At 72.8% G+C, this 15,855-nt stretch carries 14 protein-coding genes; 7 read left to right on the top strand and 7 right to left on the bottom strand.

Going from position 1 to position 15,855, the window contains the following annotated elements; translation table 11 throughout:
• The first annotated feature begins 13 nt into the window (after positions 1–13).
• Positions 14–955 carry a non-homologous end-joining DNA ligase gene (ligD, locus tag D7147_RS02825; protein WP_120673646.1) on the top strand — a complete coding sequence of 314 codons (942 nt, stop codon included), beginning with the start codon at positions 14–16 and terminating at the stop codon, positions 953–955.
• Positions 945–1,859 (top strand): non-homologous end-joining DNA ligase, encoded by a 915-nt coding sequence (gene ligD, locus D7147_RS02820; protein WP_120673645.1) that lies wholly within the window; start codon positions 945–947, stop codon positions 1,857–1,859. The genes ligD (D7147_RS02825) and ligD (D7147_RS02820) overlap by 11 nt, the downstream gene beginning before the upstream one ends.
• Positions 1,860–1,961: 102 nt before the next feature.
• On the opposite strand, the gene D7147_RS02815 is transcribed toward ligD (D7147_RS02820), so the two are convergent.
• From D7147_RS02815 to D7147_RS02805, 3 genes are all read right to left on the bottom strand, one after another.
• Complete coding sequence (locus D7147_RS02815) at positions 1,962–2,597, bottom strand: hypothetical protein (RefSeq protein ID WP_120673644.1); 636 nt, start codon at positions 2,595–2,597, stop codon at positions 1,962–1,964.
• A gap of 8 nt (positions 2,598–2,605) precedes the next feature.
• Entirely contained in the window at positions 2,606–3,085 is a 480-nt protein-coding gene (locus tag D7147_RS02810) for a sigma-70 family RNA polymerase sigma factor (RefSeq protein ID WP_233562883.1), read from the bottom strand.
• Positions 3,086–3,193: 108 nt separating this feature from the next.
• Complete coding sequence (locus tag D7147_RS02805; RefSeq protein WP_120673642.1) at positions 3,194–4,531, bottom strand: serine hydrolase; 1,338 nt, start codon at positions 4,529–4,531, stop codon at positions 3,194–3,196.
• A gap of 616 nt (positions 4,532–5,147) precedes the next feature.
• On the opposite strand from D7147_RS02805, the gene D7147_RS02800 reads away from it, so the two are divergent.
• Positions 5,148–6,038, top strand: a complete 891-nt coding sequence (locus tag D7147_RS02800; protein WP_120673641.1) for a GNAT family N-acetyltransferase — start codon at positions 5,148–5,150, stop codon at positions 6,036–6,038.
• 216 nt (positions 6,039–6,254) lie between these two features.
• Here the strand turns inward: D7147_RS02800 and D7147_RS02795 are convergent, their stop codons facing one another.
• On the bottom strand, positions 6,255–8,564 hold the full coding sequence (locus tag D7147_RS02795; protein WP_120673640.1) for an esterase-like activity of phytase family protein: 2,310 nt from the start codon (positions 8,562–8,564) through the stop codon (positions 6,255–6,257).
• 54 nt (positions 8,565–8,618) lie between these two features.
• A complete protein-coding gene (locus D7147_RS02790) occupies positions 8,619–9,770 on the bottom strand; it encodes a hypothetical protein (RefSeq protein WP_120673639.1) in 1,152 nt (383 codons plus the stop codon).
• Positions 9,771–9,990: 220 nt separating this feature from the next.
• Here D7147_RS02790 and D7147_RS02785 point away from each other — a divergent pair, with 220 nt between their 5' ends.
• The 4 genes from D7147_RS02785 to D7147_RS02770 all read left to right on the top strand — a co-directional run bounded on the left by D7147_RS02785 (position 9,991) and on the right by D7147_RS02770 (position 13,287).
• The gene (locus D7147_RS02785; protein ID WP_120673638.1) at positions 9,991–10,488 is read left to right on the top strand and encodes a SigE family RNA polymerase sigma factor; all 498 of its coding nucleotides are present in this window, start codon (positions 9,991–9,993) and stop codon (positions 10,486–10,488) included.
• Between the two features lie 6 nt (positions 10,489–10,494).
• Positions 10,495–11,373 carry a hypothetical protein gene (locus D7147_RS02780; RefSeq protein WP_120673637.1) on the top strand — a complete coding sequence of 293 codons (879 nt, stop codon included), beginning with the start codon at positions 10,495–10,497 and terminating at the stop codon, positions 11,371–11,373.
• Positions 11,374–11,527: 154 nt separating this feature from the next.
• Positions 11,528–12,283, top strand: coding sequence for a TIGR03089 family protein (locus D7147_RS02775; protein WP_120673636.1), 756 nt, complete (start codon positions 11,528–11,530; stop codon positions 12,281–12,283).
• A 158-nt stretch (positions 12,284–12,441) separates the two neighbouring features.
• On the top strand, positions 12,442–13,287 hold the full coding sequence (locus D7147_RS02770; protein ID WP_120673635.1) for a patatin-like phospholipase family protein: 846 nt from the start codon (positions 12,442–12,444) through the stop codon (positions 13,285–13,287).
• A 235-nt stretch (positions 13,288–13,522) separates the two neighbouring features.
• On the opposite strand, the gene D7147_RS32280 is transcribed toward D7147_RS02770, so the two are convergent.
• The gene (locus tag D7147_RS32280; RefSeq protein ID WP_158609262.1) at positions 13,523–13,696 is read right to left on the bottom strand and encodes a hypothetical protein; all 174 of its coding nucleotides are present in this window, start codon (positions 13,694–13,696) and stop codon (positions 13,523–13,525) included.
• Entirely contained in the window at positions 13,693–15,543 is a 1,851-nt protein-coding gene (locus D7147_RS02765) for an amidase (RefSeq protein WP_120673634.1), read from the bottom strand. Before D7147_RS02765 ends, D7147_RS32280 begins: the two co-directional genes overlap by 4 nt.
• Between the last annotated feature and the right edge of the window lie 312 nt (positions 15,544–15,855).

The raw sequence follows: 15,855 nt of genomic DNA, 5'->3' as shown, positions 1-15,855 counted from the left end.
CTACAGTCAGGAGGTGCCCGGCGCGCCTCTGAAGCCGATGCTCGCGATGACCGGGCAGCTCCCGGTGGGTGCCGGTTGGGCGTACGAGTTCAAGTGGGACGGGGTGCGCGCGCTCGCCGACATCTCCGGCGGCCGGCAGCACCTCTACGCGCGTTCCGGTGTGGAGATCACCGCGGCGTATCCGGAGCTGGCCACGCTCCGCGACCAGGTGGACGACGCGCTGCTCGACGGCGAGGTGGTGCTGCTCGGCGAGACCGGACAGCCCTCGTTCACCGCGCTCGCCGAGCGGATGCACGTCCGGGACCGGAACAAGGCCGCCCGGCTGGCGGCGGTCATGCCGGTGACGTACATGATCTTCGACCTGCTCCGGCACGACGGCGAGGACCTGACGGGCCGGCCGTACGAACGCCGCCGGGAGGCCCTGGACGGCCTCGGCCTGGGCGGCGCCCGCTGGGCCGTACCGCCGGTCTTCTCCGATGGCCCCGCCACCTACGAGGCGGCCGGTGAGCACGGCCTGGAGGGGGTGATGGCCAAGCGGCTCGGCGCGACCTACCGGGCCGGGGTCCGCTCACCGGACTGGGTGAAGGTCAAGCTCGAGGTGACCGGGGACTTCGTGGTCGGCGGTTGGCGGCCGGGGGCGCGGAAGATCGGCGGTCTGCTCGTCGGGGTCCCGCGCCCGGACGGCCGGCTCACCTATCGGGGTCGGGTCGGCGGCGGGATCGGCGCCGCCCTGGAACGGCAGCTCCTCGCCGAGCTGGAGCCGCTGCGCACCGCCGAGGGCTCGTTCGCCGGGGATGTGCCCCGCGAGGATGCGCGAGGCGCGATCTGGGTAACACCCCGGGTCGTGGTGGAGGTCAAGTACGGCCAGCGCACCCCGGACGGGCGGCTGCGCTTCCCGCGGGTGCTCCGGCTCCGGCCGGACAAGCCGGCCGAGGAGGTGGACGATGTCGGCTGACCGGCTCCGGGTGGAGGTCGAGGGGCGCGCGCTGGAGCTCTCCAACCTGGACAAGGTGCTCTATCCGGCCGCAGGCTTCACCAAGGGCGAGGTGATCGACTACTACACCCGCATCGCCCCGGTGCTCCTGCCGCACCTGCGGGACCGGGCGTTGACCCGCATCCGCTTCCCCAACGGCGTCGAGGGCGGCTCGTTCTTCGAGAAGAACGCCCCGGCCGCCACTCCCGGCTGGGTGCGTACGGAGACACTGCCCGCACCCGGGTCGAGCAAGGGGCGGGAGACGATCGACTACGTGGTCGCCGACGACCTGCCCACCCTGGTCTGGCTCGCCAACCTCGCCGCGCTGGAGCTGCACACACCGCAGTGGAGGGTCGGCGAGCACCCGGACATGATGGTGGTCGACCTCGACCCGGGGGCGCCGGCGGCGTTGAAGCAGTGCTGCCAGGTGGCCCTGGCGATGCGCGACCGGCTCGCCGAGGACGGCATCGACAGCTACCCGAAGACGTCCGGGAAGAAGGGCATGCAGCTCTGCTGCCCGATCGCCGGCACCCAGTCCTCGGACGACGTGTCGGCGTACGCGAAGCGGATCGCTCAGGAGCTGGAGCGGGCGCATCCGAAGGTCGTCGTCTCGAAGATGGCGAAGAACCTGCGGCCCGGGAAGGTCTTCATCGACTGGAGTCAGAACAACGCGGCGAAGACCACAGTCGCGCCGTACTCGATGCGGGCCCAGTCGGTGCCGTCGGTGTCCACACCGTTGACCTGGGACGAGGTCGAGGCGGGCGCGGCCGGGAAGCGACCGGCGTCGAAGCCGTACACGACGGCCGAGGTGCTCCAACGGGTGGAGAAGTCCGGTGACCTGCTGGCCCCGCTGCTCGACGGCGGCCCCGAGCTGCCCGCGCCCTGAACCTGCCCCGCTCGTTCCGACGCCCGGCGGGCCGACGCCGATGAGCGGGCACACCCACCGGCGTCGGCCTGCCGGGTTCAGCTCACCGGCCGAGCGCGGGAATCACTTTTCGGAGCCGCACTTCATCGGGTCGTCGTTCGACACCAGATAGTTGGCGATCTTTGCGTACTCCTCGCCCGGCCGAATGGAGAAGACGCTGAAGTAGAGCCGGCTGTTCTTCGGCATCTTCGCTGGCGCGATCACCATGTCGTACTGCTTGGGCGACCCGTCCGGCCAGTTGACCCGCTTGTTCGAGTAGACCTGGTCGGCCTGCGGCAGCTCCTTGCCCTCCGGCGTGCAGATGGCGTGGGTCTTGACCTCGGCGGGGACACCCGCGTCGGCCAGTGCGCTCTTCAGGGCGGCGGGATCCAGAAGCTGCCGGTAGTTCAAGGTCAGCTTCACCGTGCTGTCCGCCTGCCTGGCCAGCGTGAACGCCGCCGGCTCCATTGCCGTCGTACCGCTGCTGCCGGCGACCGGACCGGTGTCGGTCGGGGTCGCGTCGGGCTGCGCGGCGGCCGTCGGCAGGGCCAGCGCGAGCGCGACCACGGCCGCCAGGCCACCGCCGGCGGCCACGCCGAAGAGCTTGCGGTTGCGCCGCCGCTCCCGGCCACGCTGCTGGATCGCCTCGACCGGGCGCTCCATCCGTACGTCGGAGAGGGTCTGCTTCACCGCGTCCAGCACCTCATCTTCGTTCATCATCCGATCTCCTAGCTGGCCACGAGCACGATCTGCGCCCGCAGGGTTGCGGTGGCACGGGAGAGGTGGACGGCCACGGTTCGGGCGGAGATCCCTAGCACCTCGGCTACGGCGTTGGTGTCCAGGTCGAGCCAGATGCGCAGCACGACCACCTCACGCTGCCGTTTGGGCAGCCTGCGAACGGCGGTCAGCAGGGCGTCGTCCGTGCCGAGGTCGGCCTCGGCGAGCGCCCGGTCGTGGCCGTCGAGGGCGACCTCGCGTCTGCGCCGCCGCCACCAGGACACCCGGAGGTTCAGGGCGGTGCGCACCACCCACGCCGCCGGTGCCGGATGCCGGCTCACCTTCTGCCAGGAGGCCCAGGCCCGCGCGAACGCCTCAGCGACCAGGTCCTCGGCCAGCGCGCGATCGCCCGTTCCGGCGAGTACGGCGCGCAGGCAGTTGTCCCGGGAGCGCTGATAGAAGTCCGCGAAGTCCTTCCGTTCTCGTTCCACACCTGGTGTACGCACCAGCGCCCCGATCCATTTACCGGGCGCCGGAAGAAAATCGGCGCCGATCGGCTGCGACCACGACGACCGTCGGAATGTGCCGGCGACTCCGGATCAGGACGGCAGCGGGATCTTCCGCAGCTCACCCACGGTGTACTTGGCGACCTTCTCCACCATCCGGATTCCGGTCTCCATCTTGGTGTGCTGACTGGAGAGCACGGCGATGAGCCAGTCGTGCTCCGGCTCGACGAGCCGCCCGATGCTGTTGACCGCCCACTTGCCGTTATCGGCGTCGAGCTGATCCCAGCCGTTCTTGACGTAGCTCTCCGTGGTGTCGGTACCGGCGGCGGTGATGCCCCAGTCCTGCTCCTCGTCGACCTTGCTCATCAGGCCGAAGAGGTAGGCGCGGTCAGCCTCGGTCAGCGGCCCGTCCTCGGCGCTGAGCGCGGTGAGCAGTCGGATCTGGTCGGCCACGGTGGTGAGCGTCATTCCCCAGCGCACGTTCGGCGTGGTCTCCTTCAGGCCGAACGTGCGGTTCGCCGCGGTCAACCCCGGCTTGCCGTCGATCCGGTCGTAGAGCACTGAGGTCGCGTCGTTGTCGCTCAGTGTGATCGACTTTCTGGCCCGTTCGCGATCGGCGCTGCTGATCTTCTTCCCGTCCTGCTGCGCGTGCCACAGCACCGCGGCGAGGATGTCGGCCTTCACGATGCTGGCCGTCTGGAAGCGCTGGGTGCCGACGGTGACGCTCACCCCGGTCACCCGGTCCTGGACGGCCACCGCGATGCGCCCCTTGGTCGCCCGCACGTACGCCTCGACCCGCTTGCGGGCCGGGCCGAGGTAGTCGGGCGTCGGGCTGGGCGTCGGCTTGGCCGACACGGCGGACGCCGGTGACGACCCGGACCCGTCGCCCGAGCCGGAGAGGCGCCAGATCGCACCCCCGCCGACCAGGCCGCCGCCGGCCAGCGTCACCAGCGCGGCCGCCAACACCCCGCGACGCGTATGGCCACGCCGGTTCGGCTCCTCCGGTGACTCCGCACTCCGCCGCCGGCCGCCCGTCCGCTGCCGCGGAATGCCGCCGTCCGTCCGCTCGTCGGGCCGCGTCCCGGGGTGACCGCCGTCCGTCCACTGCCCGTGCCGGTCGGCCTGCGCTCCGGGGTGGCCACCGTTCGGCCACTGCCGCTGCCCGTCGGCCTGCGCGCCCGGGTATCGGTCGTCCGGCCACTGCCGGTGCGGGTCGGCCTGCCGCCCGGGACGGCCGTCCGTGCGGTGGCCGCCGTCCGTCCACTGCCGGCGCGGGTCGGCCTGCGTCCCGGGGTGGCCGCCGGCCGGCCACTGTGCGCGCGGGTCGGCCTGCGTGCCGGGGTGGCTGCCGCCCGGCCACTGTGCGCGCGGGTCGGCCTGCGTCCCGGGGTGGCCGCCGGCCGGCCACTGCCCGCGCCGGTCGGCCTGCACGCCTGGGTAGCGCTCGTCCGGCCACGGTCCGCGACGATCGGCCTGCCGCCCGGGGTGGCCCTCCCTGGGCTGGCCGCCGTCCCGCCAGTCTCCGCGCCCACCGGTCTGCGCCCCGGGGTGGCCGGGACCGCGGCGGTGATCAGGGGCGGGCTCGTGCCGATCCCCGGGCCGGTTGTGCATCGATCGCTCCAATCGCAGGACGGCACGGGCCGCCGCACATTAAACACGCCTGTCCTGCGCGGCTGTATTACGGCGAGTGACCAAACGCACATAGAGGAAGGGGCGCTGACCCGATGGTCAGGAATTGACTACGCGGAGTCGGGGACGGCCTTTTTCGGCGTCCCCGGCGGTTTCCGATCCATTCATCTCAGGGCAGCGCAGAGGACCCGAACGGGGAGACCGACCCCGTCCGGCCCGGCCCCCGCCGAAGCCCGGCCCTCCACCGGATCCCGGCCCCGGCCCCTCCGCTCAAGCCCGACCCCGGCCCTTCCGCCGAAGGCCGGCCCGGTGCGCCGAGGAGACCGAATCGAGGTTGACAGCCCCGCCGCCCCCGGCGCCTACTGGGCCACCGGGCACGCGGGCGGCGCGGCCCCGACTGGCGGCAACGAAGGACGACGTGGAACCGACCGACACCCTCGACTGGGGCGAACTCGACGAGCGACACACCGCGGCGCTGACCAAGCTGGCCGAGGAGTGCCTCGCGGCCGACGGGGGCCTGCCGCTCCTCACCACACCGCCGCTGCTGCGGGCGCGCCTACTCCAGACGTACACGCTCGGCGCCTGGCACGACGGTCTGCTCGTCGCCGCGGCCGGAATCGGGAACACGGCGACGGCCGGCACCGGTGTCGGCGCGGGACCGGCCACCACGACCGGTCTGGTGCATCCGGACCGGCGCGGTCAGGGGCTCGGCACCCGCCTGATCACCTGGGCGGCCGAGCGGGCCGGCGACAGCGACCTGCTGCTGACCACCGAGACGTGGAGCGCCGACGCGGACCGCCTCCTCACGGCCCACGGCTTCCACCGGACCTTTGCCGAATCGGTGCTGAGACACGACCTGGACGCCGTGCCGGCGGTCGCCCAGCCGGACTCGGTGCGCACCGAGCCGGTGACCGCGGGGGTCGGCGGGGAGCTCTTCAGCACCTACTGCGCGGCGTTCGCCGACCGGCCGGGCTTCGTGACGCCCGACGCCGACGAGTGGCTGGCGGAGCTGTTCGAGGACGACGAGTACCGGCCGGACCTGTCCCTGCTGACCCGAGCCCCCGACGGGCAGCCCGTCGGTTTCGTGAACGTTCTCGGCACCTGGGTCGACCAGGTCGGCGTCGTGCCGGCGTGGCGGAAGCGGCGGGTCGGGGCGTACCTGGTGGGGAGTGTGTTGCGGTCCCTCGCCGCCGAGGGCGCTCCGCAGGCGTGGCTCTGCGTCAACGACGACAACCCGGCCGGCGCGCTGTACCGGCGCCTGGGCTTCGTCGACGCCGGTCGGCGGGCCCGTTACCTGCGCCGCCGCTGACGGTCGGCGCGCGACGCCACCACTGCCCCGACCACCGGCGCCGGGACGGGGAGCGCTCTGCCGGGCGACGACGCCGGCGGGACGGGGGAGCACGCCGTCCGGCGACGACGTCGGCGCGGGACGGCGAGCCCGCACCCCACGACGACGCCGGCCCGGCGCCCACCTGGTGAGGTGGGACGCCGGGCCGGTGCCGATCAGCCGGACGCTGCGCGGGGCTCAGTCGCGCCCGAAGACCTTCCGGCTGGACCCGAGCCGCAGGAACACGGTCTCACCGGTCGCGTCGTTGAGCGCGTCGTTGTCGGTGACCGCGTACACCTCGCCGTTGCCGGCCACGGTCAGACCCTCGAGCTTCTCCTGCGTCCACCCGTTCGTCGCGCGGAGCGCGGGCAGCACGTCGACGGCGAGCGTCTTCGGCAGCACGCGCAGCGGGCCCGGCGCGGCCGCCGAGTCCGGCATCGGGACGGTGTAGACCCGCTTCAGGGTGGCGGCGGGGCCGTTCAGCTTGTCCCGCTCGATCACCGCGAGCCGGTCACCGACCACCGTGATCTCGGAGAGCCCGATCCAGTCCCCCGCGACGTCGGTGCTGTTCAGCTTGTAGCCGAACCAGCTCCAGGTGCCGGCCGCGACGTCGTACCGGCCGAGCCGGACGGTGCCGGCCGGGTCGGTGGAGAGCTCACGCTGTACGGCCACCCAGACGACCTCCCGGCCGCGCCGGTCGGTCGTGGCGGTGACCCCCTCCAGGCCCTGCTTGCCCAGGCCGGCGGCGACGTCCGCCGGCAGTGCGACGACCTGCCGGGTGACCCCGGCGGCGTCCAGGCGGACCAGTGCGTTCTCCGGACCGCTGGCCCCCTCGACGGCGAGCCAGTAGCCGCCCTGCGGGCGGGCGAAGATGCCCTCGGCGTCGTAGCCGACCGGCTTGCCGGCGGCGTCCTTGACGCTCAGCGCGCCGGTGATGACGGCGGGCGAGCGCTTCACGTCGATGTCGAGGATGCGGGTCTGCGAGTACGCCGAGTCGGTGACGCTGACCAGCTCGTTCGGCTTGCCCGGCACTGCGCTCAGCGCGCCGAGGGCACCCCAACCGATAGGCGTGCCGTGCTTGTCGGAGGCGGAGACGATGCTCGGGAACGCGGGCGTGCCCTTGCCCAGCTGGTAGAGGGAGACGGAGGCCCGGACGTTGACCGAGGCGTCGTCCTCCTCGCTGGAGATGGCGATCAGCCCCCGGGACGGGATGGGCAGCAGCCCCTCCGGCCCGTTGGTGGAGGGCAGCATCTGCTTGAAGACCGGCCGGGTCGGGTTGCTGAGGTCGTAGACGGCGACGAAGTTGCTTCGCTCCGAGCCGACGAAGCCGTACCGGACGCCGTCGTATTCGGCGACCGCCACCCCCTCCGGCTCGGTGCCCTTCTTGCCGGCCCGGTCCTCGTTGTGCAGGCCGTACGTCGCGGCGAGCCGCTCGAACGTGTTGCCCGCGTCCCAGGCGACCTTGCCGGTGCGGCTGTCGAAGACGGTCCAGCCTCGGCTGCCGCCCTTCCAGTCACCCTCGTTGGCCGTTGCGAGGTAGTGGTCGTCGATCCAGGCGACCGCGTCCGGCTCGCGCGGCACGTCGGTGATCGTGCCGGTCAGGTCGATCGTGCCGTCGTCGGCGGTGTCGACCCCGCTGATCGTCGCGGTGCCCGCGCTGAAGACCCGGGTGATCCGGCCGGTGGGCAGGTCGATCAGGGCGATCCCGTTGTTCTCCTGGAGGGTCACCGCCAGCTCGTTACGGCTGTTGATGGTGACGTACTCCGGCTCCGGGTCGGTCGGCTCGGTGAGGCCGGCCTTGACCAGGGCGGGCAGCGCCTGGCCCTGCGGGCCGGTCAGCGGCACCGGCCGCACCCGCCAGCCGGCCGGGTTCGTGCCCGCCAGGTCGACGATCTGCACGAAACCGCCGGGAGCCTGGGGCAGGTCGCCCTCCTCGCCGCCGGGCGGGGTGGCCTCCTCGTCGCGCTCGTTCTCGATGGCGATCGCGGCGTACCGGTGGTTCTTGCTGATGGCGATCGAGTCGGGCTGGCCGCCGAGGTCGAAGCTGCGGACCCGCTTGCGGGTGGCCAGCTCGATCACGTCCAGGCGTCCGGACGGCGCGGTGAAGCTGCGGCTGGTGTTCACCACCACGAGCACGTACCTGCCGACCACGGCGACCGAGGTCGGCTCGTCCTCGGCGTCACCGAGCTGCGACAGCGAGAGGGTGCCGAGGCCACGGGGCTTCTCGGCCCGGGAGATGTCGAGGAAGCCGATCCGGCGTCCCAGGGCGTCGGTGTAGATGAGGGTGCGCCCGTCCTCGCTGACCGCCGAGATCTCCGCGACGGTGGGAGAGGTGGGGTCCTCGCCGGCAGGGCGGTTCTGGAAGACGGGGTAGGTGGCGACCCGGTCAAAGGCGAGAGGCTTGCCCGGGTGGTGGTTTCCGCTGGCCGAAGCCGCAGTGGCGCCGGTCAGACCGGCGGCTGCGACTCCGGCCGCGGTGAGCAGGGTGAATGCTCTTCTCAAAGTCAAGGCCTTCCTCCGTACGGTGATGCCCGGTCGGAGGCTGGCACCCTTCGGGGAGCATCAGCTTGCGGCTGCGTGAACAGTCGACGAAGTCATGCGCAGCCGCCACGCCGCGCCGCCGATCAGGGTGAGGGTGACGATGCTGATCGCGATGTCACCGACGAGGGCAGCGGCCGGCGTCGCCGGGGCGTAGGTCGGCACGGCGTAGGCGTACGCGGCGGCGACGAGCATGCTGGCCGTGCCGGCGGCGAGCACCTGTCGCTGCCCCCAACCGGAGCGCCGGGACCAGGTCACCAGCAGGGTCGCGGCGGCGGCGGCGAGCACCAGCCCGACGGCGATCCCGGCCCAGCCGGGGGCGAGATTGGAGCCGGCGTACGCCACGAGGACCACCAGCCCCGGCCAGACCGGCCGGGGCGCGCGACGACCCTTCGCCGCGACCGGTGGACGGCTGTCGTCGTGCGGCGCGGGCGCCGCCGGGACGCCGGAGTCGTGTGCCGGGACCGGTGCGCCGGCGGTGGCCGGGACCGTCGCGACGACCGGCGGCGCGGGGAGGGCCGGGCTGCCGCGGCGGCGGCGGATCAGCAGCCCCGCGCCGATCAACGCGACGGCGACCGTCACGGCGAACCCGACCTGCGCCGGGCTGGCCAGGAAGTCCTTGCGGCCCTCGTCGTCGGAGAAGATCAGGAGGCTGCCGGCGAGGTAGAGCAGTGTGACCACGGTGAGCCCCGGCCGGCCCAGCCACGGGCGCGACCGCCGATCTCCGCGTAGGAGTGACTCGACGATGACGATCGGTGCGCAGATGCTCAGCGCGATGTGGTTGCCGATGTAGTCGAACGCCTGCCGGGCGCTGAAGTCGAGCCCCGGTACGAGCGTGGCCTCGGCGGTGGCCTGGGTGTCCGCGAACTCCGTGTCGTCGAGGAAGCCTGGGTTGAACAGCGACTGGTCGACCAGCCCGGCCTGGATCACGCCGAACGCCGCGGCGAACAGCGCAATCGTCGGCCAGCCCGCCCCGACCCGGCGGGCGGTCTCCCGGATAAGCAGCGCCGCCCCGCCGTACATCGGCGCCAGGACGAGGATCACGAACGGGGTGTCGGTGAGGGTGAAGCCGCCCCAGGAGCACTCGGCGGCCCAGGGGGCGAGCAGTAGTAGCGCGACGGCCGGCACCAACCGGCGGCGCAGGGGGAGACGATCGGGGTGTCGCTCGGCGGGCATCGGCACTCCTCGGCGGCGTGTCGGGGTCATCCGTACCGTGCCCGGACCACCTGGACCGCCGCTACGGCCATCGGCAGAAGACGCGGCCGACCAAAGTCGACAGGCGGGCCGGGTGGCGGTCGCGAGTGTCGACGGCGGGTGCCGACCGGCCCGAGGCGATCGGAGGCAACCTTCTGTGGCACCGCGACGTGGTAGGGGCGTGACCGACCAAGAAGAAGCGATGTCCACGGCGGACCGGTCGTACGTGGCCTTCGTCGAGGTGGCTTGGCGGCGGCATATCCGGCTGGCCATGCTGCTGACCGGCGATCGGTGGCGGGCCGAGGAGTTGCTCCAGGAGAGCCTGGTCAAGGTGTACGAGCGGTGGCGGCGGCTGTCCCGGCTCGATGACCCGCACGCCTATCTTCGCCGCGCCCTGGTCAACAACCACACGTCCAGCTGGCGGCGACGTCGCCGGGAGAACCTCGTGGCGGACGTCCCGGACCGGCCCGCCACCGGCGGCGACATCGGCCCCGACGCCCTCGTCCTGCGCGGGGCGCTCATGTCGCTCCCGGCGAAGCAGCGCGCGGTCGTGGTGCTGCGCCACTACGAGGACCTGACCGAGCGTGAGGTGGCCCGGGTGCTGGGTTGCTCGCTCGGCACGGTCAAGAGCCAGAACGCCAAGGCGCTGGAGAAGCTCCGCCACCTACTCGATGAACCCTCCTACGCGGTAAGCAGGTGACCAGTCATGAACTCACTCGATGAACAGCTCGCCCACCGGCTGCACGACATCGTCGACGGCGAACAGGACTCCGTACCCCCGGTGGAGGCGCTGCTCGACCGGGGCCGGCGGGCGCGGCGGCGCCGGAGCACCGCGATGGTCGGCGCGACGTGCGCCTTCCTGGCGTTGGGCGCCGCCACGGCGGTGACCGTGGCGACGCTACCGGCGGCGGACCGTCCGGCCGTCACCGCCGAGGGGGCGGCGCGGCCGACCTCGCCCGCGATGAGGCTGGTCTCGGCGGCCACCGCCAGCGAGAACATCAGTTACCGGATGCGGCTCACCCAGTCGGGGGGCGGGTTGAGTTACGAGGGCGCGTTCGACCCGAGGACCGCCACCGGGTACGTGCGCGCCCCGCAGGACGACTCGGTCATGACCGAGCTGCTGATCGACGGCATCCGGTACGAGGGCGGCGAACGGCCGCAGGGCACGCCGCCGGCCGACAAGGGTCCGGGCGAGACGTACGGCCGCTACGGCCAGTACCCGGGCAGGTACGACCGGCTTTCTCTCTACGGCGACGGGAACGACATCCTCGGTGTGGCGTCGCCCGACCCGGCGGCCCTGTTCGCGGCGTTGCAGCGGGCGGACGCGACGGTCACCGAGAACCCGGACGGCACGCTGCACTTCGCGTACGCGACGGAGTCCGCCGCAGGATCGAGCAGTTCGTCCGGCGACGTCACCATCGACGCCGACGGCCGGATCGCGACTGTGGCGCTCAGCAGCACCTGGCAGTCCACGGCGAAGGGCCGCCTCGACACCGGAACCGTCGAGGTGACGCTCGAACTCTTCGACTACGGCGTCGAGGTGCAGGTGGAGCGTCCCACCGACGTCGTCGAAATCAAGGAGTAGTTCCTCCTCCGTGAGCTGCCCACGACCCGACGGTCGCGGGCAGCTCACGCTCATCCGCGGCCGCGCACCGTCGCACCGATGCGGCGGGCCGGGGTGACCCGCAGCTGGCCTGCCGGTGGCTATGGTGGGCGCACCGGCAGGGAGGAGCGCCACGATGACCGCCAGCACCCCCACGACCGCCCCGGCGGAGGCTGCCCGCAGCGCCGACCGGCCGCTGCTCACCTACCTCGACGACTCGACCGGCGTGCGGATCGACCTGACGGCGCCGCAGCTCGGCGAGTGGGCGGCGCGCAGTGCGGGCCTGCTGCGCGAAGGCTGCGGTCTCGCCCCCGGCAGCCGGGTCGCGGTGCTGCTGACCCCGCACTGGCGTACCGCAGCGGTGCTGCTGGGCGCGTGGTCGGTCGGGCTGGCCGTGTCGTACCGGCCACGGGCCCTCGCCGGCCTGCCGGTGCTCGAACCGGGTGGCGACCGGCCGTACGACGCGGTGTTCGTGACGCCGGAGCGCCTCGACGACTGGCTGGAGGACGTGCCGGACGGGACGCACCGCTATCTCGTCGGCACCGGGGTGGAGCCGCTGGCGGAGGTGCCGGTGGGCTGGCTCGACTGGTCCACCGAGGTGCTGCGGCACTCCGACGCCGCGCCGAACTACACCGAGATCCGCCCGTCCGACCCGGCCACCCCGGACGGCACCACCTACGGCGAGTGGGGCGGGCTGGCGCGGGAGATGGCCGAGCTGTGGGGGCTGCGCGCCGGCGACCGGCTGCTGGTCGACGCGGCTGAGCACGAGCAGCCGCTGAAGTGGCTGCTCGCCCCGCTCTCCGTCGGCGCGTCCGTGGTGGTCTGCGCGAACCTGGACCGGTCCCGGCTCGACGACCGGATCGCCGCCGAGCAGGTCACCCGGGTGCTCTGATCCGCCGACCGCTCCCGGCCACCCGGCGGGTTGATCGACTCGACTTGCAGGTGGTCGGGGTGTCCGGCTGGTCTGGACACCCCGACTTCAAGGAAGGTGGAGTCGGATCACAGTGGAACCGACTTCCTAGCCCCCGGGCGCTGTGGAAGGCTCCGTTCATGGGAAGCGCACTGGTACTGGCGGGTGGCGGGGTGGCCGGCATCGCCTGGGAACTCGGGGTCCTGCGTGGCCTCGCCGACGCCGATCCGGCGCTCGCCGACCGGGTCATCGCCGCCGACCTGGTGGTGGGCACCTCGGCCGGCTCGGCGGTCGCCGCGCAGATCACCAACGGCACCCCGCTCGACGACCTGTACGCGGCCCAGCTGCGCCCGGAGACCGCCGAGATCGAGGTCGACGTCGACACGGAGAAGCTCTTCGCCGACTACGGCGCGGTGCTGACCGGCGTCTCCGACCCGGCGGAGGCCCGCCGTCGGCTGGGCGCTCTCGCGCTCGCCGCGCAGACCGTGGAGCCGGCCCTCCGGCTCGCCGCGATCGACGCCCGGCTCCCGGTCAAGGCGTGGCCGGGTCGGGACGTACGGCTGCCCGCTGTCGACGCCGATAGCGGCGAGGTGACCGTCTTCACCGGCGACTCCGGGGTGTCCCTGCGCGACGCCGTGGCCGCCAGCTGCGCGGTACCCGGCATCTGGCCGCCCGTGGCTATCGGCGAGCGCCGCTACATCGACGGCGGGGTGCGCTCCATGACCAACGCCGACCTCGCGGCCGGCGCCGACCGGGTGCTGATCATCCAGCCCACCCTGGAGGGCACCCCGCAGCCGTGGGGCAACCTCGACGACGAGATCGCGGCGCTCGCCCCGGCGAAGCTGCACGTGATCAGCGCCGACCAGGCCTCCGTCGACGCGTTCGGCACCAACGCGCTCTCTCCGGCGACCCGGGGGCCGGCGGCTCAGGCGGGCCGGGCCGTCGGCAAGGCCCACGCCGTGGCCGTCGCCGCCCTCTGGGGCTGACCGGCCGACCCGCTGGCCCGCTGACCGGCCGACCCGCTGACCGGCCGACCCGCCGACCGGCGACCCGCCAACCGGCCGACTCGCTGGCCCGCCGACCGCCCCCGCCCGCTCCCGGCCGGCCGGCGGGTTGATCGACTCGACTTACCGGTAAGTGGGGGTGTCCGGCCGGTCCGGACACCCCGACCTCAAGGAAGTCGAGTCGACCCGAGCGAGGCCGGCGGGCGGTCGCGGTTCGTCAACGCCCGTCGGTCTCCTCGGCGAGGTGCTCGCCGTAGGCGTACCAGCTCGTGCCGAGCTTCGGCCCCCACTCGACGGTCAGCGGCGGCTCGGGCTCGTCGTCCGGGTCGCGCAGCGGGAGGCCCGCGTTGAGCAGCGGCTGCCACTCCACGGTCAGGAAGGGCTCGGTCATGACCACGCCTCCTCCGCGACGAGCGGGTCGTTCGACAGCTCAGGTGGCACCGTCTCATCGCCCGGGGCCATGCCCCGCGCCTGCGGCGGCGCGAAGACGGGGTCGGCCGGTGCCGCCCGATGATGCTGCGGGTGCCGGTGCTGGTAGTCCAGGGCGGCCTGGACCAGCGCCGGCTCGGAGAAGCGGGGGCCCCAGAAGGCGGCGTTGATCGGCAGTCCCTCCGTGCTGTCGTACCCGATCGGGAAGGTCACCATGGGCCAGGTGAGCGCGTTGGGGAGCTGGTAGAAGCTGCGGTAGTTGCGCAGCTGCGTGCCGCCGAACCGGGGTCCGATCTGCGCGCCCATCGGCAGCACGAGCATGAAGTCGACGCCGGCCTCGTCGAGCGCCCGCTGGTAGTTGGCCTGCAGCGTGCGGCGGCGGCGTTCGCCCTCGTCGCGTACGGCTGTGGGGATCGCGCCGGCGGCGGCCGCGGCCCGGGCGAGGTCGCCGAACTGCCGCTCCAACGCGGGGGCGTTCTCGGGGTGCGACTCGGCGAACGCCTGGATCGCCTGCCAGTAGCGGATCTCGTAGCGGTTCGGGTTGAGCACCGCCGTGGCGGGCGACACGGCGTCGCCGTCCGGCAGCGGGAGACGTTCGGTGGTGCGGAAGTACGGGTCGTTCGCCGACACCGTGACGTCGAGGCCCGGGAACTCCTTGACCGTGGCGCCCAGCGCGACCAGTTCGGCCTTGAAACGCTCGAAGGCGGCCCGGTAGTCGCCGTCGTACGTCTCCGCGGGTGGGACGCCCGTGCCGCCCCGGGTCATCCAGTCGGTCTGCGGAATGCCGATGGTCGTACCCGCCAGGGGGCGGCTGCCATGCCGCGCGGCCAGGGGGAGCGCGGGGAAGGGGTGCGGGGCGGCGAGGGTGAGCGGGTCGGGCGCGGGGTCCGGGCCGAGGACGGCGGCGAGCACGAGCGAGGCGTCCCGGATCGACCGGGCGATCGGCCCGAGCACGTCATAGCCGGGCGAGAGCGGCATCGTCCCGGCGGTGGAGACGAGACCGAGCGAGGGTTTGATGGCGCTCGCGCCGTTCGCCGCCGCCGGCATGATGATGGAGCCTCCGGTCTCCTCACCGATCGTGGCCGCGGCCAGTCGAGCCACGGTGGCCACTCCGGATCCCTGGCTCGACCCGCCGGGGATGAAGCGCGGGTTCCAGGCGTTGCCGGCGAATGTGCCGGCGATGCTGCCGGAGAAGGCCGAGGCGATGGTGTGGCCGATGATCACCGCTCCCTGTGCGCGCAGCCGCGCCACGATGGTCGCGTCGCGGCGGGACAGGTTCCCGTCGTACGCGTGGGTGCCGTTCTTCGCCTCCAGCCCCTTGACCGCGATCGAGTCCTTGATCCCGAAGGGGATGCCGCAGAGCAGCGGTGGCCGCCGATCGTGGCGGAGCACCCGGTCCGCCACCGCGGCCTGGGCGAGGGCGCTGTCCCGGTCGATCCGGACGAACGCGTTGTACCCGCCGTTGTCGCCGTAGACCTCGAAGGGGCCGTTGAGCCGATCGATGCGGTCGAGGTACGCCCGCGTCACCTCGACCGAGCTCAGCTTCCGGGCGCGTAGCAGCACGATCAGCTCACTGAGCTCGTAGTCCACGATCCGCGACCGGCGCGGGATCTGGCCGACCGACGGCAGCTGTCTGAGCAGGTCCGGAGTGGAGTCGGGGGCGGCCGTGACCGGTTGCGCGGTGACCAGGCCGGCCACCGTCGCACCGGCTGCCGCGGCGCCACCGCCGAGCAGGTACCGGCGCCGGACACCCGGCTGGGTGTTCTCAGTTGTGGTGGGTGTCGTGGTGGCGTGAGTGCTGTTGCCCATGAAGGCTCCCGTCTGCCAGGAGGGCGGGCGCGTGGGATCGCCCGAAACGCCGGGATGGCGCCGCCGGGAGGATCGTCACGCACGAGCTGTCGCATTGATGTTGCCAACTGCTTTCCGTCGGGTAAACCGGACCTTCACCGGGTTGTCTGCGGTGCCGACCTTCGCTACGGGCGGGCTCCCGCGCGTCCGGGCGCCTCTTCGAAAGCGCTCCTCGCCCCCCTGCCGTTACATCGGGATCAGCCCTCTGAGCAGGGCTTTTGTCGACGCTCCTGACGTGGTCTCATACCGGGCAGACGACGCCACCGACCTGGT

The organism is Micromonospora musae (genome assembly GCF_003626545.1).
GTDB lineage: Bacteria > Actinomycetota > Actinomycetes > Mycobacteriales > Micromonosporaceae > Micromonospora > Micromonospora musae.
This window is presented reverse-complemented; position numbering and strand designations above follow the sequence as displayed.